The 21,194-nt window shown below is 59.2% G+C and carries 15 protein-coding genes, 1 tRNA gene and 1 pseudogene; 7 read left to right on the top strand and 10 right to left on the bottom strand.

Annotated features, from left to right (window positions below):
• Nucleotides 1–108 precede the first annotated feature (108 nt).
• Complete coding sequence (sbnB, locus tag SAZ10_RS18345) at nt 109–1,125, top strand: 2,3-diaminopropionate biosynthesis protein SbnB (protein ID WP_318610796.1); 1,017 nt, start codon at nt 109–111, stop codon at nt 1,123–1,125.
• A gap of 1 nt (nt 1,126) precedes the next feature.
• Complete coding sequence (locus SAZ10_RS18350) at nt 1,127–2,200, top strand: amidinotransferase (RefSeq protein WP_318610797.1); 1,074 nt, start codon at nt 1,127–1,129, stop codon at nt 2,198–2,200.
• 187 nt (nt 2,201–2,387) lie between these two features.
• Here SAZ10_RS18350 and SAZ10_RS18355 read toward each other — a convergent pair whose 3' ends face one another.
• From SAZ10_RS18355 to SAZ10_RS18370, 4 genes are all read right to left on the bottom strand, one after another.
• Entirely contained in the window at nt 2,388–3,392 is a 1,005-nt protein-coding gene (locus tag SAZ10_RS18355; RefSeq protein WP_318610798.1) for a S41 family peptidase, read from the bottom strand.
• A 113-nt stretch (nt 3,393–3,505) separates the two neighbouring features.
• Entirely contained in the window at nt 3,506–4,366 is an 861-nt protein-coding gene (locus SAZ10_RS18360; protein ID WP_318610799.1) for a TraX family protein, read from the bottom strand.
• Nucleotides 4,353–8,615, bottom strand: coding sequence for a non-ribosomal peptide synthetase (locus SAZ10_RS18365; protein WP_318610800.1), 4,263 nt, complete (start codon nt 8,613–8,615; stop codon nt 4,353–4,355). Before SAZ10_RS18365 ends, SAZ10_RS18360 begins: the two co-directional genes overlap by 14 nt.
• Nucleotides 8,616–8,724: 109 nt before the next feature.
• The gene (locus tag SAZ10_RS18370) at nt 8,725–9,363 is read right to left on the bottom strand and encodes a 4'-phosphopantetheinyl transferase family protein (protein WP_318610801.1); all 639 of its coding nucleotides are present in this window, start codon (nt 9,361–9,363) and stop codon (nt 8,725–8,727) included.
• A 304-nt stretch (nt 9,364–9,667) separates the two neighbouring features.
• On the opposite strand from SAZ10_RS18370, the gene SAZ10_RS18375 reads away from it, so the two are divergent.
• A complete protein-coding gene (locus SAZ10_RS18375; protein WP_318610802.1) occupies nt 9,668–10,129 on the top strand; it encodes an Lrp/AsnC family transcriptional regulator in 462 nt (153 codons plus the stop codon).
• 148 nt (nt 10,130–10,277) lie between these two features.
• On the opposite strand, the gene SAZ10_RS18380 is transcribed toward SAZ10_RS18375, so the two are convergent.
• From SAZ10_RS18380 to SAZ10_RS18400, 5 genes and pseudogenes are all read right to left on the bottom strand, one after another.
• On the bottom strand, nt 10,278–11,114 hold the full coding sequence (locus SAZ10_RS18380) for a DUF4344 domain-containing metallopeptidase (RefSeq protein ID WP_318610803.1): 837 nt from the start codon (nt 11,112–11,114) through the stop codon (nt 10,278–10,280).
• A gap of 373 nt (nt 11,115–11,487) precedes the next feature.
• Nucleotides 11,488–11,562 (bottom strand) — tRNA-Val (locus SAZ10_RS18385).
• Nucleotides 11,563–12,313: 751 nt separating this feature from the next.
• Nucleotides 12,314–13,474, bottom strand: coding sequence for an HlyD family secretion protein (locus SAZ10_RS18390; RefSeq protein WP_318610804.1), 1,161 nt, complete (start codon nt 13,472–13,474; stop codon nt 12,314–12,316).
• A gap of 104 nt (nt 13,475–13,578) precedes the next feature.
• Nucleotides 13,579–13,941: pseudogene (locus SAZ10_RS18395) on the bottom strand (DUF3302 domain-containing protein); the annotation flags it as partial.
• 563 nt (nt 13,942–14,504) lie between these two features.
• Entirely contained in the window at nt 14,505–15,212 is a 708-nt protein-coding gene (locus tag SAZ10_RS18400) for a phosphoglycolate phosphatase (protein WP_318610805.1), read from the bottom strand.
• A gap of 194 nt (nt 15,213–15,406) precedes the next feature.
• Here SAZ10_RS18400 and rpiA point away from each other — a divergent pair, with 194 nt between their 5' ends.
• From rpiA to SAZ10_RS18420, 4 genes are all read left to right on the top strand, one after another.
• On the top strand, nt 15,407–16,129 hold the full coding sequence (rpiA, locus tag SAZ10_RS18405; protein WP_318610806.1) for a ribose-5-phosphate isomerase RpiA: 723 nt from the start codon (nt 15,407–15,409) through the stop codon (nt 16,127–16,129).
• Nucleotides 16,126–16,707, top strand: a complete 582-nt coding sequence (locus SAZ10_RS18410) for a DUF2059 domain-containing protein (RefSeq protein ID WP_318610807.1) — start codon at nt 16,126–16,128, stop codon at nt 16,705–16,707. Before rpiA ends, SAZ10_RS18410 begins: the two co-directional genes overlap by 4 nt.
• Before the next feature lie 92 nt (nt 16,708–16,799).
• Nucleotides 16,800–18,209, top strand: a complete 1,410-nt coding sequence (gene gor / locus SAZ10_RS18415; RefSeq protein WP_318610808.1) for a glutathione-disulfide reductase — start codon at nt 16,800–16,802, stop codon at nt 18,207–18,209.
• 156 nt (nt 18,210–18,365) lie between these two features.
• Nucleotides 18,366–19,748: a class II 3-deoxy-7-phosphoheptulonate synthase gene (locus SAZ10_RS18420; protein ID WP_318610809.1), complete on the top strand. Its 1,383-nt coding sequence runs from the start codon at nt 18,366–18,368 to the stop codon at nt 19,746–19,748.
• Between the two features lie 9 nt (nt 19,749–19,757).
• Here SAZ10_RS18420 and SAZ10_RS18425 read toward each other — a convergent pair whose 3' ends face one another.
• The gene (locus SAZ10_RS18425; protein ID WP_318610810.1) at nt 19,758–20,834 is read right to left on the bottom strand and encodes a GGDEF domain-containing protein; all 1,077 of its coding nucleotides are present in this window, start codon (nt 20,832–20,834) and stop codon (nt 19,758–19,760) included.
• Nucleotides 20,835–21,194 lie beyond the last annotated feature (360 nt).

Here is a 21,194-nt window from a genome sequence, read left to right on the forward strand (position 1 = left end):
CGGCGGACGTGGCTGGGGTGCCGCATGTGCCCAATTCGCCGATGCAGCTTGTGCACCCCGCGAGGCCCTCTTCCAAAGAGGCAATCGTGATCTAGGCGGAGAACAATCGTGCTGTCTGCTCCGATATTTCACGTAGTTTCCGGTTCGGCTGTTAGACGTGTCATTGGCGAACATCGGGAGCAGATGTTCCCGGTTGTCGAGACGGCTTATCGACTTCACGCAGCAGGCAACACTGTCAACCCGGACAGCTATTTCCTGCGATATCCGGACAAACCGAATGCTCGCATCATCGCATTGCCCGCCCACATTGGCGGCGCGATCCAAAAGAGCGGCATCAAGTGGATTTCGAGTTTTCCGGAAAACCGGGCCAGCAACTTGGCCCGGGCTTCGGCGGTTCTGATCTTGAACGATGCGACCACGGGTTACCCGCTGGCGTGCATTGAGGCATCGCTGATCAGCGCGACGCGCACGGCAGTGTCTGCCGCGCTGGCTGCTGAGCATATTTCTCACGACCCGTTCGAGGGAACCCTCGCAGTAGTTGGAACAGGAGTCATCGCACGAACGACGGTCGACTGGCTCCTGTTTCGAAATTGGAAATTCAGAAAGATCAGTCTGCACGATCTGGACCGCGCGGAAGCCGAGCGCTTCAGCAAATGGCTTCGGGAGGAGCACAATCTCGAAGCCGATATTCAAGATCACTTGGAGGACGCCGTCCGCCAGGCGTCGCTCATAATTTTCGCCACAACCGCATCGGAACCCTATGTTGACGACGAAAAGCTGTTCGCGCACTCGCCCACTGTCATCCACCTGTCGCTGCGGGACGTTGGCGCAAACACGATTCTAAAATCGCAAAACATCGTCGACGACATCGATCATTGCCTGAAGGCGAGAACGTCGCCTCATCTGGCGGAAATCGCGACGGGAAGCAGGTCCTTTGTCGCGGGTACTCTGGTGGATGTGCTTGAGAACAGGCTCGAACCGGACTACGGCAAGCCCCGCATATTCTCGCCGTTCGGGCTTGGTGTTCTTGATCTCGCAGTTGGCAGCTTCGTGCTCAAGGCCGCAATAGCATCGGGCGCAACGACTGCTTTGCCCGACTTCTTCAGCAATTCCGCACGTTGGTGAGATGTCGAAGGAGAATTTAGAAATGTCGAGGGTGTGGAGTTGCAACGAGTGGGACCAGCTGGAGGAGGTCATCCTTGGCAATTCGCTCAATGCACGGTTCCCTACGGCCGACTTGAGCACTCAGCTTGCAGAATTTCCCGACCGGCCTATATCCGAAATACCTCGCGGACCCTTCCCGCAACAGATCATTGAAGAAACCCAGGAGGATTTGGAGTGTTTTGCCAAGCTCCTCGAAGATCTTGGCGTCGTGGTCAAGCGGCCGCAGACATGGCCCCATGACGCCAGATTTTCCACCATCAATTGGGAGGCGCAAGGATACTATAATTACTGTCCTCGCGACATCCTGCTGGTGATCGCCGATCAGATCATAGAAACGCCCAATGTCATCCGCAGCCGGGCTCAGGAGACCTTCAGCTATCGCGCTCTGTTGATGGACTACATGAAATCGGGCGCGAAGTGGTACAGCGCCCCCAGGCCCATGCTGCTGGACTCGCTTTTCGAGGGTGCTGATCTCGACAGACCTACACCGCGGAACGATGAGCTGGCATTCGATGCAGCAAACGTGCTTCGTTTCGGCCGGGATTTGATCTACCTGGTCAGCGGCACGGGCAACGAGGTGGGCGGACACTGGCTTCAATCGATGCTTGGCGAGCAATTCCGGGTCCATTTTCTCAAGGACGTCTACTACGGCAGCCACATCGATTCGACCCTTGTGGCCTTGCGCCCCGGCTTGGTCCTCGCCAATCCTGGACGCCTCAATGACGAGACGCTGCCCAAAATCTTGAAACAGTGGAAAGTCATCTACAGCCCGCCGATGGAGAACACGGACCGGCACGACGCAGATTATCTGGCGAAATCGATCGGTAGTGACTGGATCGACATGAACGCGTTCAGCATCAATGCCAACCTGGTGGTCGTGGATCAAAGTCAGCCGTCTCTGATGAGGCTCCTGGAGAAGGAGGGCCTCGATGTCATTCCCCTTAGGTTACGGCATTCAAAGATGCTGGGTGGCGGCCCGCATTGCATAACTTTGGACGTCCGGCGAGCGGGAACTCTCGAGCGGTACTTCGATTAGAGCATCGGACCGAAAAGTGCGTAGCGGTTTTCTGACGAATCCGATGGTTAAACAAAGAGATAGAGCGGCGTGGCGGTTCAATTTGAACGCACGCCGATCAGCCGCCTCGCAGAGTGAATCACTTCCACTTTACTTCAATTGAGCGTGCTTCAGGCTGCCGGCTGGTCCGCATGCGCAATAAGTAAAGTCACCTCTCGCTGTTGTTCGCCGCCAAAACGTCAATCGCGCGATTAATCAACGGATCGAGACCATTTTCGATATCAGATTTGTGGTTCAACAGCTCGATATCCGCCGGCACTCCTGTTCCTTCGTAGCACACCATGTCGGCTGAGAGATATACTTGGTAGGACAAACGGTACTCCCAGCCATTGGGAAGTTTCTTCTCGAGTTGGTATGAGAAGATTCCGTTTGTGTGGTCGCCTAGAATTGTAACATGGGGGAGCTGCTTTACCGCGAGCGCAAAGACCTCCCCGCCGCTGAAAACAGAATCACAGGTCAGGAGCACGATTGGCCCGGTGAATTGTACGTCACCTTGTGGTTCCAAATACCAGGTTTTCAAGGGCGTAAAGTCGCTGTTGCCCGGACCAATCTTCGTCTTTCTATGAAAAGCAACGCGTCTACGATCGCAAAACCGATTGACGATCGCGATCGCAATACCGTCCTCGCCGCCGGGATTGTCCCGGATATCGATAATAATACCTTTCAAGGATTTGAAGTCACGAGAGATCGCGTCAAGAGCGACAGCCAGACGCCGCTTCTTTATTCCCTCCAGTTCGAAAATTCGCATGTAACCGAAAGTGTCGGATCTGCAGTATTGAAGGATCCAGGCTTCTGTCTCCCTGGGCTTGCCAAATCCGTGATCAATAAGTGTCTTCCCAGTTGTCTTGAATAGATCCTTTATATCTCGTTTGGTAAATTCTCTGTAGAATCTGGACGTTTTCTCCGGATTGAAATATCTCGGCTTCTGGTGTCTGCCTCTGCTCGCTATCAGTTCGATGTGCCCATCATTCAACGGAGCAAGTAGCTGGCAAAAGATATTGAAAAGCTCATCAGCGCTTGTCGTCTTTGTGACTGCGGGTCTGTACGTATCGTACTGCTTTTCCCAATCGACTTTCCTCAGTTCGAAAAACGGGTATCTGTTGTGGAAGGTGTTCCACAAACATTCGAAATTCCTTTCAGGGTCGCTGGTCATGGCGGGCGATCTGAACTCCGGCCGGCTGCCCGAGGGAGCCTCGTTCACGAATAAGGGAGTACCATGGTGGCGAGTGATGCCGCCAAGCAAAGGCTGTCCGAGCGATGCGAAAGTCATTCGGGCGACAGATCGGGCACCAGTCCGACCAAGAGTTCAGAGCCAGCAAGCTGTATAGCGTAGATTTCCAGTGTGTGACGACCGATGAAGCGGAGTATGCCAGCTATCTTTTCCGGCGGTTGGAAGCGGCTCTTGCCGCGCACGAACAGGCACATGCTGATGGACAAAACACCAAGGCCCACAATTACGACGGCCAAGGGGACGGCCGGAAACGAATATTCCTTTTGTTCTTGCCAAATGTAGACGACCACGGCCACCAGACAAGCCACAAGGCGCATCCGACCAGCGGTATCGGTCGCGATCAGGGTTGGGGTTGCCGAGCCTCGAGTTTCGCCCGACGTCCCGCCAGAGGAGATATCGTCGATATACCGGCGCTGGCATAGACCGAACAGCGCCCACAGCCATCCCTCGGCGCCGTAGTCGGCAATCTTTCCTGCCACAGGAACCAATGCAAGAAGGAGGGAAACGATGACGGCGAAAGCGATCCAGCCACGAGTTTTCACAAATGCTTGTGCATGAGGCCGCGCGATGCGGATGAGCACATAGCTCAAAAGAATGTTGGGTGCCACCCACCTCCAATCCGCATTCCAGCTTTCGAGCAGCGTCAGAGTGATGCCGATGGCAATCCAGCGGAGCGGGACAGTTCGGCTGTGTGCGTAGCCCTGGAGGAAGAAGAACGATGGCGCTGCAAACCGTCCGAATACGCTCCACCAGAGGTCGTCTTCCATGAAGAAATAGCCGAAATGGCCAACCACGACGAAGATGATTGCAGCTGTTTTTAGCCAATCCGTGTTGTCGACCGCCCGTGCGTTTACTGAGTGAGTGCGGTCGTAGGCTACTGCGCTAGCTTGTGACATTTGAAGGCTCCGCAGGACTCCCACCGTAGGTAGATGTCGGCAGATGCATCTCCTTGAGAACCAGGGACAGCGGCAAGAGGGTTGTGTCACGCTCAATAACCGCGCCCCCCATCACCGTGGCTCCAAAGGAGACGGTGCAACCGCCCTGTATCCAAGTCCGCTTTACTTTCAGGATCATGTTCTCGAAGGTGTGAAACTGAAGCACACCGTCCACGACACAATCATCACCAAAGCGCACTGCGTCCCAGTCAGAGCACTGCATTGGCTGCGTGATGATTGTTCGACGTCCTATCTGGCATCCCATGCACCGCAGTATGGGATTAGACAGGACAGTACCGGCGCTCAACGCCAGAGACCCTCTGCACCAGACGAAAAAGCAGTCCTGCGCGAAGAAGTAGGCGAAGTGCCGCCAAGACCAGAAGGGGGCGGAGCCGTCGGCTCCCCATTTGCTCGCGACGAGCGATCTTTTGATCGCGACTGAGAGTAGAACCAGACTTACTTCGGTGAGGGGCAAGGCAATCACCGAGCTGGCGACAATGTGTCCGCCAAACCGCAACAAGCAAACGTACAGAATCGTGAATAGCATTCCCTCTGAGTAAGGAAGAATACTGATGCTCAAGAGGTCAAACAGAAAGACACGTGTCAGGAAGATAGGCAATCCGGGCCGACTGCGGGCTTCAGTTCCTGTCTCAAATAACGCGCTCGCAAATCTGACCGGCGGGTTTCCCGCCACCGTTACGGGATCGCCGGGTAATGTCCGCAGCTGTCGCCGGAACCGTATGTCACTGCCTGGAGTGGAGACGCCCAAGATGAAGTTGGACGGAAATTGCCCGTACTCCGCCACGCAGTTGTTTCCGGTGAAGAAGTTGTAGGGCATGTCGAGCTGCCGCAGCGTGATATATCGGGGCCCATAGTCGAGCATGTTCGTGAAGCAGCCATTGGACCAGAACACGTGGGAGTCAGCAGTGGCAACCTCCGGGACGAGGTTGAACATGAGGTCGCATTCTGAGGCACCCACACGTGGGAAGCGCATGCCGGCGAGCGCCCGCAGGTACTGCCCGGTGACGGTCCAGGTCCACTGTCTCTGAATGCGATTCATCAGGTGCATTCTGTACATGAGAAGGGCTCCGCTGAGCCCCCGCGACGGATAAAGCCCAGGAGAGCCGGCCGTGCAGCGGATGAACAGACAGCTCAGCACCGAGGTCGCGACAACAGTCAGCCAAGTGGTAATCAAAGCATAGTCGGTCAGATGCCAAACGATGTCGAGCAGCGGCGTCGCGCGGAAATATTTATCGGATAGGCTAGAGTCTCCAGCGCCAATGAGGCCGCTGGCGCACCAGAATATGGTGGCGGTGGGGACAACGACGAGCCAAAAAGCTATGAAGATTTGCATGAGGATATTGGCCGTCTCCAGTACCCAGATCGGAGACGCATACCGGCAAGTCTTGTCCGCCCGCATCAGCTCGGTGCAGCGACCGCTGAGGCGAGCGGGAGTTCCTTCCCACATCTCCTGGGGACCCACAGCTGTCAGAATGGCGGTGAACGGAGTGATCCAGCTCCCACGGCCCACCGTCACACCATTGGCAATGGCGGCCCTCATACCGATCTTGCACCCGCTCTCGAGGTGAATACGGCCGACGTGCAGGCGCTGCCCCGACCACCTCGCTGTTTGGATGTAGGCTCCAGTCTGTATCGCGACATCATCGTCGATGCAGATCAAATCGAGCGGACCCGACAGGACAGCATCATGCGCGCACTGAAGGTTACAGCCCACTTTAGCACCGAGCTGTCGCAGGGCGAATGCCAAAAGCGGCGCGCTGCGATACATGACACGCAAAGTGATCAGCACAGAGTTCTCCAGCTGACCGATGCGCCAGATTCGCAGATGCATTCTGCTCCATTTGGGGTAGACGCCAGGGCTCACATTGCTCGAGCGGATGCTGCCCTCCAGGAGGAGCTTGATCATCATGACCCAGAGCAGGAGCGCGAAGGGCGTGACGAGGCCGATCAAGTACAGGAGGAACCCGACAATCACGAACTCGCCGACGCTCGCAGTCGTGAAGAATGTTCCGACCTCGAGGTAATTCAATGCTATGAGGAAGGTCACCAAGGCCGGCGAATACAAGAGCATTGCAAAGAGAACTTGGAGTGTGGTGAAGCATTCCACCGAGAGCACCGCTGACGCGGCCTGGCCGTGTTCGGCAGGCGTCCCGTTTGACTTCACAGGGATGACGGCGCCTGTCGGGGCCTCCGGGAGTGCCCGCGGGCAGCTGGCCACTTTGCGCGCAGTGTTGCAATCACTGAGCAGCGCTCGAACTGACACCGCCCAGCCTGAGGCCTGAAGTCGCCGTGCCAAGCGCGCAACCTGGATCGAGTGGGCCCCGGCCTCAGCGAACCCGTCGTCCAAGTCCAGCGGCGTCTCGAACACAGCCCTGCAGATCGCCAGCACTTCCGCACACGCGGGGTCCATTTCCGCGCCAGTATCAGCTGGCTTGATTTCCTTTTCCCCTATAACCCGCATGCTGGCTGGTGCGTATGGCGCATCCGGCTGGGCGGTTCTCAACAGGTGAGACAATCTTGGCAAGCATGACCGGTCGATTTTGCCCGAAACCGGTTTCAAGACGAATTTTTCGACAAGGAAGATCTTTGTCGGCACCGACGCCTCCGGAAGTCGCTTGGCGAGTGCTGCCGTCACCCTTGCACTCCACTCCGCAGGCGCTGGAGCGGCGGCCGAGATCGGGGCTTTGCAAATCGATGGTGCGCAGACGAAGGCGACGAGCGCCTCATCCTGGTAGTCCAGAATGGCGGCTTCGATCTCTCCGAATTGGGTCTGGAGCATGTCCTCAACGGCCTGCACCTCGACGCGATGCCCGCGCACTTTGAGCTGCCTGTCAATCCGGCCAAGGAAGTGCACGCGCTGTGTTTGGGCATCGATTCTGCATCTGTCGCCGGTGCGATAGAGGCGGCCGAACTGGGGGTGCATGATGAATTTTTTGGCGGTTTGCTCCGGCAGGTTCCGATAGCCGCGCGCAACGTGGACACCGCCGACGCAGAGCTCCCCGATCTCACCGTGGGGTAGGGGGCGGAGTTGATCGACCTCGAGGATGACATAGGTGACGTTAGGAAACGGCGAGCCGATGGTGATGGGCTCCCCCGGCCGCAAGCTCTGTCGGCTCGTGTCGGTGCTTGCCTCTGTCGGGCCATAGGTGTTGATGATCTGTCGTCTTCCCCGGGTCCAGGGCTCGACGAGCGCGTTGGGGAAGGCTTCCCCGGCCGGCACGATGTAGCGGCATATCGGATATGGGAGATCCACTTCGGGGGATGCTGTAAGCGTGGCGAGCAGCGCCGGCGGACAAAAGAGCATCGTGACCTCGGCCTCGCGTAGGATTGGGACGAGGTCCGGACCGGACCGAATTTGCTCTTTGGTCAGCATGACTACCGCGCAACCCGATACCCAGGCGCTGTACATCTCGGAGATGCTGCCGTCATAGCCCAGCGAAGACGTGAGCGAGGTCGCATCCAGGCCGGGAATGAGATCGAAGTAGTCGGCGTAGCTCAGGGCCAGGTTCACGTAGCCTGCGTGCGGGCATTCGACGCCCTTGGGCAGCCCGGTAGTGCCGCTCGTGTAAAAGATGACGGCAAGACGCTGCCTGGGGTCGTCCAGCCAGGTCGGCGGTTCCGCTAGGGGCATTCCGTCTGGCAATTCCATGACGTTGAGCGTCGGCAGGTTGCCGAATTGGTTTCGTCCTCGCGTGAGGACGACCACCGGCTGCGCGTCGTTGAGCATGTGGGTGACCAGCGAGTCTGGCAGCGTTGTGTCGAGAAACATCACGGTACCGCCAGCCTTTAGGATGCCCAGATGAGCGGCCACGATTTGCCAATTGTCTTGCGGCATGGCAACGGCAACCACCTGGTCAGGACCGCTGAGGAAGGGAACAAGGGCAGCAGCCACATTTTCCGCTCGCGCGTTGAGCTCAGCGAAGGTCAGGGACTCTCCTGTGTGAGGGATCTGTAAGGCCGTGAAATCCGGAAACTTCTCGGCGGAGCGACTGAAGACCTCCGTGAGCCACCGAACGCCTTTCTGATGCGGCGCGTTGGCGGGGTGGCCGTTAAAGACGTCTGTCAGGCTGTATTGGGAAGTGTCTGCCCGGTCGTTCGCCACCTCCGCAGCCCAGATGTACCGCCTCCAAGCAACGATTGCGAGGAAGAAGAAAAGTGCCAAGACCGTTGCAGCAACAATCGATGTCACGACTTGTCCTCGTGCTCGCAATCCAGGTGAACAAGTCGCCAGACCCGGAATGTCTTGACTTCAAAAAGCGAAGTGGTCCGCTCGCGATCACACAGAATGCAGCGCATCGTTACGTGCTCTCCTGACCGGCCGGGATGAAAGCCAACGCAGCCAAATGCGGGGAAGCACAAAAGCGCAAATGGACGACTCGCCCATTGCAGATCGTTGCTTCCCGATTGGCGAAGTCGATCTCGATATCGTGATGGTCGAGAAAGATTCGATCGAGAGGATACACCGCCTTGTAGACTGCCTCCTTGGCGACGAAGAGCATCCGTCCCCGAAACCCGTCGGCATCCAAGTGCTCGCGCTCTCTGGGTGTCGCGACTAGCTCCGCCAGTTCACGAGGCAGAAGCTCGGCAGGTTCGACATCTATTCCCAGCGCCCTGAAATGCTGCTCGCGACAGATCGCGGCGACGGCATAGTCGGAATCGTGAGCTAGCGAACCTCTGATACCCTCGGGCCAAATCGGGGCTCCAGCGCTAGTGCGCTTGATGGGCCACTCAGGATAGCCGAGACACCTCAACAGGTTTCGTGCAACCAGACGTGCCGCTCCGCTGGCCCGCCGAACTGCTACGATGCTTCTGTCGAATGCAGGAGCCTCCTCCGGCAGGAGAGCGTCCTCATCTCCTGGCAGAATAAGACGTTGTCCGACCAATACGCCGGAAAAGGCCAGCTCTTCGATCGCCGTCGAAAATGACCGAAATCCCATGACTCCTCATGCGCCTGAAATCAGCGCCCCTTCGAAGGTGAGCAGTCGCTTTTACCCTAGCGGCACCCTAGGCCCTGTTAAAGAGGGCTCTTGCCGAAGCGGCGGTGATCATCGTTAGCATGTAGCCGAGCTCGTCACTGCCTTGAGCACCGGCCGGCTCTCACGCCGATGGTCCGATGGACATCACAGATGCTTTGCCGGGGCTCTTGTCTCGCAATCCAGACACGGGCAGGGCGGTTGACGCAACGTGGTTGCGAAGTCGCTGTAGTAGCCGCAAGCTGGGACCAACCCTGGGGATCCGGTGATGGAGCTCGACAGTTTCGACAGGCAGATCCTGGCCTTGCTGCAGAAGGATAGCCGCAGGCCCCAGCGCGACATCAGTGAGCATGTCAATCTCTCCGCTTCCGCCGTCAGTCGGCGCATCGCGGCGATGGAAGATGCGGGCGTGATCCAGCGAAACGTTGCGGTGGTCGATCCGGCCAAGGTCGGCAAGCCCATCACGATCATCGTCGCCGTATCTCTGGGGAACGAGCGGCTCGACCTCCTGGATGCGGCCAGACGCCGCTTCGTCGCCTGTCCGGCCGTGCAGCAGGTCTATTACGTCACGTCGGAGGTCGACTTCGTTCTGGTGCTCAACGTCGCCGATATGACCGAATACGAGGCCCTGACGCGCGAGCTGTTCTTCACCGAGGCGAAAATCAAGAGCTTCCGTACCATGGTCGCGATGGACCGCAGCAAGGTATCGCTGGCGGTCGATGTGGGGTGAGCCTCGGAAGCAGAGCTTGACGCAGTGAGGGGCTGTCCCCGCCAGGCATGGTTATCGACGATCTTGAATGGCCTAATCTTCCGCCTCGGGCCTACCCCGCGAAAAGGTGTCTCGGAAAACCGCTGGCCCACTTGCCTGCGCGACACCGCTACTTGCCCTGTGGGCGCAGCCAGCGCGTGTCCAACACCTTTTTTGCCCGGCGACGATCGACATACGGGCTGATCAGCTTTTGATACGCGTAGGCAACCTGCTCGTATTCGAATTCGCATTCCTCGGCCCGCTTCTTCGGCAGATATCCGTCGTCGACAATATAGCCGAAAAATTCGTGGTCGGCCCCATAAGCAATGCACAGAACGTTGTAGGCGCGTTGCGCGGGAGTACCGTGCACACCAGCAAATTCCGTCATTGTGGGAGGCGCTTTTGCAGCCGCCTCGGTCTTAAACGCGTAGGCTACGCCCCCGATCACCCTGCGCGCCTCCTCCTTGCCGAGTTGCAGTATGATGAAGGACGATAACTGATCGGCGGCGTCTTCCTCGCGTCCCAACACCGGCACCTCCAGCATGTCGAACAGGGCGTGGGCAGCTTCATGCAAACAGGTGTCGAACAATGGCCCCTCCAGGGCGTCGATCGGCGTGACTCCGGCCGGCGTTGTTTCTGCAGGCATGGTGTTCCGGAGGTGATCGATATACTCGTAGCAAATCGTTATCACGTCGCTGTCGTAGAAAGCATCAGCCTCGCCGTTGCATCCATCCAGCTTCACAAGCAACGCGCGGGGGAGTCGGATCGGACTGAGGAATTTTTGTAACTTCTCCAGGAAGTTGCGGTCTTTCAATTGCTCGTAGATCGGCCGATGGGCTGGGTTCTTGGGCGGCACATAGTCTATGGTAACCCGGTTGACTCGCGCGGCCCGTGCTGTCGCTAGGGTTTCGGATCCAACCAGAGTTACCAAGGTCAGGACCATACCCACTAGCACTTTCGTGTACATGGGTTCCTCCTTTGCCGTGCTTAGCCGCGACCCACATTCGCATTTGTGTGTGCCAAGGCATAGTCCGCCGGCGTCAACAGGCCGGCGTTCAACCGCTTCGCTGGTGAATTCCGGGGGTAGGTCTCGGTGACCATCTGCTAAATTGCTGATGCTATTGGAATTCCCAACGGGAATCGAACCCGTTTTCGCCGTGAAAGGGCGTGGTGGAGGGCAGGGTGCTCTCCGAGGAACGCAAGAAAGGTTGGCGGACGCGTTGGTGGAGCCGACGGGGCCTACTCCGACGGAGCTTCCTATGGTGTTGAAGCGAGGATCGCAGGCCGATGCCCTTGACCTGGCTTGCTTCTAATAAGCTATTGATTTTCCGAAATTTTAATGGTGGGCGATGCAGGGATTGAACCTGCGACCCCACCCGTGTGAAGGGTGTGCTCTCCCGCTGAGCTAATCGCCCGCCAGGGACCGTGGCCCCGAAACGTGCGCGCGATATAGAGTGCAGCACCGCGTCAAGTCAAGCACGAGGAAATCCGTCAGGCGCAACCTGGCTGCAGCTCACCAAAGTCTTGGCAGCGGTATACGCGGGCAGGCGAGGGGGACTCAGGCTTGCGCCGCCTCGATCAGCTCCAGCGTCAGTTCGGCATGGTGCGAGGTCCTCACGCTCGGGACATCGCCGCCTCCCTCGGTCGAGCTCATTTGATCTGAGTGACTTCCGCAGCTTGGTCAGGAACCAGCCGCACCCTGTAGGTCGCGTTCCCGCATTGCATTATGTAGACTGGCGCGTCAGGTCGTGATTGTGTCGGGTCGGGCTTAGCCGAAATCGGTTTAGTGCATTCAAAACCTTGCCTGCGGACCTGAACAGCAATGACTGTCGCGTCGATTCCTTCTTGTGACAGAGCTGGATCCGCGACAGTCGCGCAGACGGCTACGCAGAACGCGACTGTCAAGTATCGACATACACACGCGGTGCTAGAGGTCATGCTTCCTCTCAAGTTTGGCCATACCAAGAATACGCTGGCACGAATTCGTCCGCAGAACATCCCGCACCAATGGCGACAGGCTGCTTCTCAAAGGTACCGTGAGCTCTTCAGTCGATTGCCACGGAGAGCGTCGGCCATTCCGGCCGACAGCCCGGGCCCAATCGAGGATCGGCAGCGTTGTATGAACCGCAGGCCTGGCGTCCGACTGTGCCATACCATCACCGCGGGCTAGTGCCCGCCACCTTCGAAGTGCTCCTCGGAAAAGAGGTAGTTCTGCCAACTTTTTATACGAAGAAGTATCTTTCGGAGCAATGATAGATCATGAATGTACTTAGTATATATTGCAACTTGTGCAGTGGATCCCAGTGGTATTTGGTAACTGGAGACTGAATCCGTCAAGTCCATAGTGACAAGGGCGCGGCCGCCTCCACCCGGAAGATTGCCTGGATCGATCAGCGCGCCAGTAGGTTGAAGTTGCCCTGCAGGGATTGCGTTCAGCACCGACTGAACCTTGGCCTTGAATACCCGGCCCGGCACCGCATCAAATGCCACCTCGGCATCGTCGCCCGGTGTTACGCGCTGCAGGTAATTCTGCTGAAAAGCCGCCGTCAGCTGGGTATCCCCGGCTCCGGTGTTCACAAAGACCATGGCCGGCCGCAGCGGTACAGGCATGACATACATCCCCGGCCGAAGGATGAGCTGTGTAACAAATCCGGGGCCTGACGCCCGAGTGGTTGTCTGTTCGAGATCGTATTTGGCGCTGCCGAGTTCAGCAGTGAGCCTCGCCACCGTCGTGTTGGTGCCATTCACATTGGCGGAATAGGCCAGGTTGGCCTGGGCCTCCACTGCCTGGGCCGCAACAAGCGCCTCGCTGGCGCTCTCCAGATTGCGCTTAAAGGTGTCCAAAGCTGCTGCAGCGACCACGCCCTGTTTAAACAGCTCATCCTGCCGATCGTAGTTGGACTGCGCCAACTGCTGTTGCGACTTGGCGCGTTCCGTCTGGGCATTGGCTTGATCGAGCGCAGCTTTCAATTGTTTTACATTCTGTTCCGCGTCCGCGAGCTGCGCACTCTTCTCGTCGACCAGGTATTGATATGGCGTCGGATCGATCTTGAAGAGAACATCTCCTTGTTTGAGAGGCGCATTAGCTTCGACCGGGACGTCGATTACCCGACCGGGAACTGCCGGCAGGATCGGGGTGATGGCATAGTAGATGCGGGCGTTCATGCTGAATGGATGGTTGTAGTTCATTATTACCAACAAGGCCGCCAACCCGACGATGCCGCCCAGCGCAGCTGTCGAAAGGGTCCAATCATTTGCCGGGATCCGGAAAATCTTGAAGATCGCGATGCAAAACGCGACATAAAGAAGAATCAGTAGGAGCTCCATCAGGCAGTCTCCTGCTCCGCGTTGATTGGGGTCTTTCGCTCGGGCTTTACAGGTTCGACGGGGCTCGCGGGTTCAACGGCGGTCAACTTGCTTTGCAGAGCGAGTTGATTTTCCAGCTGATTCACGCGGGACCGAAGCGCCTCCAGTGAATTCTGTAGTTCATGCTTCCCGGCGTCTAATTTCGCTTGCGAGAATCCCCAACCGCGCTCCGGCCGATAGGCCATTGCCCAGATCCAAAGAAATGGCCAAAGCACGTGGAGCGTGAACAGGCTGACCCAACCGGCCGCGTGAATCGCATCCTGATGAGGATGCTCCCGCTTCTCTGCGATCCTGTAGGGAATGTCGTGGATGGCGATGATGCCGTAGAACAGCATGAGGCCCATGAACACAAGGAGGCCCAGGGCGAAATAGTTCAGAAACGGATCGCCGATCTTATCGATCAACGGAACGTCGACTTTATCGACCATCGCGCTCTCCCGAGGCCCAGCAATCCGGCGCCAAGGGGGGCAGGGCGCCGTTGGAAATGTTGGTTTTCAGACGATTGCTCCGCCGGGTTCTACGGCCGATGGTCGACTTTTGATCTGCGGGCGGAGACAGGATGTGCTCAAGCCGGCCAGCTCCGAGTGGGGCGGCGATATAGAGTGCTGTCGGTACAAGCAGATCGTCGATTACATCAGGCACGTGGCGCTGTGGCGTAACGCCCCAGCGGAGCGGACCCAAGCTCTGGACTGCCAACCCGTTCACAGTCACAACCAGCGTTAACGCTAGTGACGCGCCGCACCTTCCACGTTTAGGATCGGCCTCATAGATGGCAGGATTAAGACGTGGCCGCGCCCTAGAGTTCTTCCGGCCATCGATGCCGGCAACATCAACACCAGCCCCAGAATGACAGTTTCATCGACGCGGTCGGGAAGCGCCGCGCGAAGGTGACGCTGGAATCGCTCGGCAGGACACATGCCCCATGTCAGAGCAGCATTTGCGTGCCCAGTGAAAGCGCTGGCTGCGAGAAGAGGCAATCAGGCGAGGGGCGTCAGCCCTGCGCCGCCGCGATCAGCTTGTCGATCAGCCCCAGCGTCAGTTCGTCATAATGCGAGATCACCGCGCTCGGCTCGAATTCGCTGACGTGCCGGTCGGTGTAGCCGAAGTCGACGGCAACCACCGGTATGCCGGCTGCCTTGGCAGTGTCGATGTCGGTCCTGGAATCACCGACCATCAACGCGCGATCCGGGTCGCCGCCTGCGCGGCCGATCGTTTCGATGAGGTGCCTTGGGTCGGGCTTGCGGAAGGAAAACGTGTCGCCGCCCGTGATCGCGTCGAACAGGTCCGAGAGGCTCAGTCGCTCGATCAGGCTCTTTGCCATCCCCTCCGGCTTATTCGTGCAAATGGCGAAGATGAAGCCAGCCTCTCCTGCCCGGGCGATCGCCTCCAGCACGCCTGGGTAGGGGAGCGAAATGCCTGGGATGCCCGCAGCATAGTGCTCGAGAAACACCCGGTGATGCCGCTCGACAAGTTCGGCGTCGACCCGTCTTTCGGCCATCACGTAAGCGCGCTCGATCATTGCTCGACCGCCCATGCCTACAAGGCTGCCGATCGCCAAGTGATCGATCACGTCGAACCCATCGCTCTTCAGCGTATGGTTGAGGCTGGCGATCAGGTCGGGCGCGGTGTCGATCAGCGTCCCATCGAGGTCAAAGATGATGATCGGGCGCAGTTTTGTGTCGGTCGCTCGTTTGGTCATAGGGGAGGCTTAGCCGCCCGTTCCGCCGGCGGCAAGGACGGCGGCCCGGCCAGCCACGGCAAAAGACTTCGCCGGACCCGCGCTCTCGAGCATTTGCCAAGATGATCATCCCCAGGGACTTGCCGCAAAAGCTTTGCCGTTGGCGCCAAAGATGATAGGAGCGGCGCCTGAAAAACCCGACAGCTCAATTCTTCATGGACATCACCGTTTTCAAGATCGAAGCCGCCCGAGCCGCGCTCTCCTATGTCGAGGACGGGATGCGGCTCGGCATCGGCTCCGGCTCCACGGCTGAAGAGTTCGTCAAGCTGCTCGCCGAACGTGTCGAGGGCGGGCTAAATGTTATCGGCGTGCCTACGTCCGAGCGCACGGCTGCGCTTTGCGTCAAGCTTGGCGTGCCTCTGTCATCGCTCGATGAGCTGCCAGAGCTCGACCTGACGATCGACGGCGCCGATGAGGTCGACGCCGATCTCTCCCTGATCAAGGGCGGCGGCGGCGCGCTGCTGCGCGAAAAGATCGTTGCGGCCGCTTCCGCGCGCATGATCGTGATAGCCGACCGCTCCAAGCGGGTCGCCACTCTCGGCGCCTTCCCACTGCCGATCGAGGTCAACCGCTTCGGCGTCAAGGCGAGCGAACTCGCGATCCACCGTGCGGCTGCCGCGCTCGGACTTTCCGGTCCGCTTGTGCTCAGAATGCGCGACGGCGCGCCCTTCCTCACCGATGGTGGCCATTTCATAATTGATGCATCTTTTGGCCGCATTCCCGATCCAAGAGCCCTTTCGGGCGCGCTCCACGAGATTCCGGGGGTGGTGGAGCATGGCCTTTTTCTCGGCATGGCCTCCGCTGCTGTCCTCGCAGGTCCGGATGGCATCGAAACGCTGAGCCGCGCCCCACAAAACAAGGAGTTCCCACAATCATGATTCTGAAGAGCCGCGCCCGCCGCACCGTTTCCGCAGCAATGGCATTCGCTTTTCTTGCGATCGCCGCGCCGGCCCTGGCGCAGGATAACATTCCCGAGTCGCACCTGAAGGCTGCGCGAGCAGCGGTGGCGGCAATCCATGCCACGGAGGACTTCGACAAAATCCTCCCGCAGGCGGCGGCCGCGCTGAAGCAGGAAATGATCCAGAAGAATCCGGACCTCCAGGCAATCATCGTCAAGACAGTGGACGAACAGACGCTCGCGCTCGCAGCGCGGCGCGCCGACCTCGAGAAGGAAGCTGCGCTCGCCTATGCACGCGTTTTCTCCGAGCAGGACCTCGGCGCAATCGCGGCCTTCTATAACAGCGAGACCGGCAAGAAGCTGCTTTCCGACGGGCCGATCGTCTCCCGCGAGCTCTTCAAGGCAGCCGACATCTGGCAGCGCGGCATCGCGCGCGACCTTGCACAGAATGTCGGCTCCAAGATGGAGGCGATTGTCAAGACTCAGGCTCCGAACCCGGCAGCGGCGCAGCCCGGCACGGATCCGGCTGCCCCTGCCGCTGAGACGCCTGCGCAGTGACGGCGACCGGATCGCTGTCGTCAAGCTGGGGCTTGGCCGGCTTTTTGGTTTTCGGCCGCTCGACTGGACCGGGGTGTGCTTAAGGATCCATCATGCCTCAGCACGACTACGATCTTTTCGTGATCGGTGGCGGGTCGGGCGGCGTGCGCGCGGCGCGCGTTTCCGCCCAGCTCGGAAAACGTGTCGCGATCGCCGAAGAATCCCGGTTTGGAGGTACTTGTGTCATCCGCGGATGCGTGCCGAAGAAGCTGTTCGTCTATGCATCGCAGTTTGCCGAACATTTCGACGATGCCGCCGGCTATGGCTGGACCGTGCCTGACCCCAGCTTCGACTGGCCGACGCTGATTTCCAACAAGGACAAGGAGATCGCGCGGCTGGAGACGGTTTATGAGACAGGGGTGCAAAAGGCAGGCGGCACAACGATCCACTCGCGCGTTTCCCTGGTCGACCGCCACACGCTGCTCATCGAAAACGAGAACCGCACCGTAACCGCCGACCAGATCCTGATCGCCACCGGTGGTCGGCCCAATCCGCACCTGGCGCTCCCCGGGCACCAGCATTGCATCTTCTCCGACGAAGCTTTCGATCTGCCGGTATTGCCGAAAGCCATTGTCATCGCTGGCGGCGGCTACATCGCCGTCGAATTCGCGAACATCTTCCATGGCCTGGGAGTCGAGACGACGCTGCTCTATCGCGGCAGGGAAATCCTTTCGCGTTTCGATATGGATCTGCGCAGGCACCTGCATCAGGCGATGGAAAGGAAAGGAATCAGAATTCTCTGCCACCAGGTGTTCGAGCGGATCGAGAAGCGCGGTGACGGACGCCTGGAAGCCCATATGTCCGGTGGAATGGCGCTGACCGTCGACCAGGTGATGCTCGCGCTGGGGCGCCTGCCCAACACCGAAAATCTCGGCCTCGATGCCGTTGGCGTCGAGACGGGCAAGATGGGCGAAATTGTCGTCGACGACTATTCGCGTACCAGTGTCGACAATATCTGGGCGATCGGCGATGTCACCAACCGGGTCCAGCTGACGCCCGTCGCCATCCATGAGGCCATGTGCTTCGTCGATACAGTGTTCAAGGGATCCCCGACAAGGCCGGACCACGCCACCGTTCCGACTGCCGTTTTCTCGCAGCCCGAGATCGGCACGGTAGGTCTCTCGGAGGACGAAGCCGGCAAGAAATTCAGCGACCTGGAGATTTATCGCGCCGTGTTCCGTCCGATGCGGAACATCCTTGCCGGCCGTGACGAGAGGATGCTGATGAAGCTGGTCGTCGACGCCAAGACACGCATCGTAGTCGGTGCCCATATCCTTGGCCCCGATGCCGGTGAGATGGCGCAACTCCTCGGCATTGCCGTGAAAGCCCGGCTCACCAAGGACGATTTCGATCGCACCATGGCGCTCCACCCCACCGCGGCCGAGGAACTGGTGACGATGTATGAGCCTAGCTATCGGGTCGTGAACGGAGAGCGGCCCGCCGAGTACCCCGGCCCGCTTTGAGAAGCCAGCAACTCGCGGTTCTTTCTGCCGTCGAAGCCGTTCGCCTGCACCATGCTTCGGCACTGGCATAGCTGCGCGGGTTTTTGTATAGAGCCGCCATCCCCTAGGAAGGGGCTGCCGTGAATGTGCCGGCAGAACGACGGGTTGGGTGCAGCAATGACGAAATGGTCGCCGAATTCCTGGAGGTCCAAGCCGATCCAGCAGGTCCCGGCCTATCCGGACCAGGCCGCGTTGGCGGCGACCGAGAAGCAGCTCGCAACCTATCCGCCGCTCGTTTTTGCAGGTGAGGCACGCAAGCTGAAGAAGCAGCTTGCATCCGTCGCTGCCGGAGACGGTTTCCTGCTTCAGGGTGGCGATTGCGCCGAGAGCTTCTTCGAGCACGGTGCCGACAACATCCGGGATTTCTTCCGCGTCTTCCTTCAGATGGCGGTCGTGCTCACCTTTGCTGGCTCAAAGCCGGTGGTGAAGGTTGGACGGATTGCCGGTCAGTTCGCCAAGCCGCGCTCGTCGGACACCGAGACCCTGAACGGTGTGACGCTGCCTTCCTATCGAGGCGACATCATCAACGGCATCGAGTTCGATCAGAAGTCGCGCGTGCCGGATCCTGCGCGGCAGGAGATGGCCTACCGGCAGTCGGCTGCCACGCTCAACCTTCTGCGCGCCTTCGCCCAGGGCGGCTACGCCAGCCTGGAGAATGTACATCGCTGGATGCTCGGCTTCGTTGCGGACAGCCCGCAGGGTGAACGCTATCAGGCGCTCGCCAACCGGATCACCGAGACGATGGAGTTCATGCGCGCGATCGGCATCACGTCCGAAACCAATTTCGCGCTGCGCGAGACCGACTTCTACACCAGTCACGAGGCGCTGCTGCTCGGTTATGAAGAGGCGCTCACCCGCGTCGATTCGACGTCGGGCGACTGGTATGCGACCTCGGGCCACATGATCTGGGTCGGCGACCGCACGCGCCAGCCCGATCATGCGCACATCGAATACTGCCGAGGCATCAAGAACCCGCTCGGCCTGAAATGCGGTCCCTCGCTTTCGTCGGACGGCCTCTTGCAGCTCATCGATCTGCTCAACCCGGAGAACGAGCCCGGCCGACTCACTCTGATCGCGCGTTTCGGTTCGGAAAAAGTGGCCGAACACCTGCCGAGACTCATTCGCGCCGTCCAGGCGGAGGGCCGCAACGTGGTCTGGTCTTGCGATCCGATGCACGGCAATACGATCACCTTGAACAGCTACAAGACGCGGCCGTTCGAGCGCATCCTGAAGGAGGTGCAGACCTTCTTCGAAGTGCATCAGGCCGAGGGCAGCCATCCAGGCGGCATCCACATCGAGATGACCGGCAAGAACGTGACCGAATGCACGGGCGGTGCTCGCGCCATCACTGCGGAGGATCTGCACGACCGCTACCACACGCATTGCGACCCGCGCCTCAACGCCGATCAGGCGATCGAGCTGGCTTTCCTCGTATCCGAGCTTCTGAAGAAGGCCGTGCACCCTGCAGAGAGCCTGACTTCGCGGCCGGCAGCGGAGTGAGTGAGGAGCTCAGTCGCGGCTGTAGAGCATCCAGTCCTTGCTGCGCCGCTCCGGGGTAGGGCGGTGCAACGTCACTTGATTGCGGCCGTTGATCTTGGAGCGGTAGAGTGCGCGGTCGGCCTTGGCATAAAGGTCTTCCGGGCCGTCAGCGTCGCTCGCCATGCAGACGCCCATTGAGATGGTGATCGGCTCGTAGCTGACCCGCGTCTGGCTGTTGGTGAAGGGAGTCTCCGCGATCTCTGCCCGCAACTGATCCGCGAAGGCCATAGTCCTTTCGACGCTGGCGCCCTCGATGATAAGGGCGAACTCCTCGCCGCCGGTGCGCGCCACAAACATCTCGGGGCCGCAGCTCGATTGCAGGATGCCGCCAATGAGCTGGATGATCTTGTCGCCGACCGGGTGGCCGTAACGATCGTTGATATCCTTGAAGCAGTCGATGTCGGCGAGAACCAGCGCGTTGAACATGACGCCCTGACGGGTGTCGAAGATCCGGGAAATCTGGCGATCGAAGGCCCGCCGGTTCCAGATCTGGGTGAGGGGATCGGTTTCGGCGAGGCGCTTGTACTCTTCCAGCTTCGACTTGACGCTTTCCAATTCGGCCGAGGTGTCGTCGAGCGACGAGACGGCTTGGCGGCCATGGTCGATGGTCGAGCGGGTCGCCACCGCCATCACGTCGACGATCTTCTGCACGATTTCCTGAGTGATCATATGCCGGCTGTTGAGGCCATCGGCAGCCTGGCCCAGTATGCGGCCATATTTTTCGAGATAGATCCGTTCCGAGACCAGGATACTGGTGATCGCATCGAGCTGCCGCGTGATCGTGTCGCGCGCGCCGTCCACCACGCCGTGATCGTGGTGGTGGGCGAAGTGCTTCTCTCCGATCCGGTCAAGCTCTTGCTGCTTCGGCCGTAGCCCGAGAGACGCCAGCTCCAGGCTGAGCTCAGGGTTCGAGCCGTTCAAGGCCTCGTAGTAGATCTCATAGTTCCGGGGTGTCCCCAGCACCCCCATTTGGCGCATCGTCAGCACGACGGTCATGGCGATGTCAGCAGGGCGTTCAGGCGTGGTTTCGGCAGCTTGCACGTTCATTCGAGACGACCTTCGTCGCGCCATGCGCCGAAGGACCATACCTCGGCATTAGGCTTGCGGAGGGCATCCGGGAAAGGGCATCACGGCATTGCGCCGGCACCCTACATCCAACTCCCCCGACCCGAGCTTTAATCCTCATTCCGCTAATGTTTTATTAAACGACAGGTTGTGGACATGAGATCGTATCCGCCCGTGCTGCTCAATCATTAGGCGAAAATGCACCGATTTGGCACAGGTAAATGTCGCATTCGCCCACGAACGGTTGCGGCGATTTCTCGGGTGCCGATCAGTTTGTCGTCCACTCCCTGAACGACAAAGTTCGCGTCGCAAAAGGCTGATCCCTAGCTTGAAAATTTCGCG

Source organism: Mesorhizobium sp. BAC0120 (genome assembly GCF_033542235.1).
In the GTDB taxonomy this organism is placed as follows: domain Bacteria; phylum Pseudomonadota; class Alphaproteobacteria; order Rhizobiales; family Rhizobiaceae; genus JAWRCU01.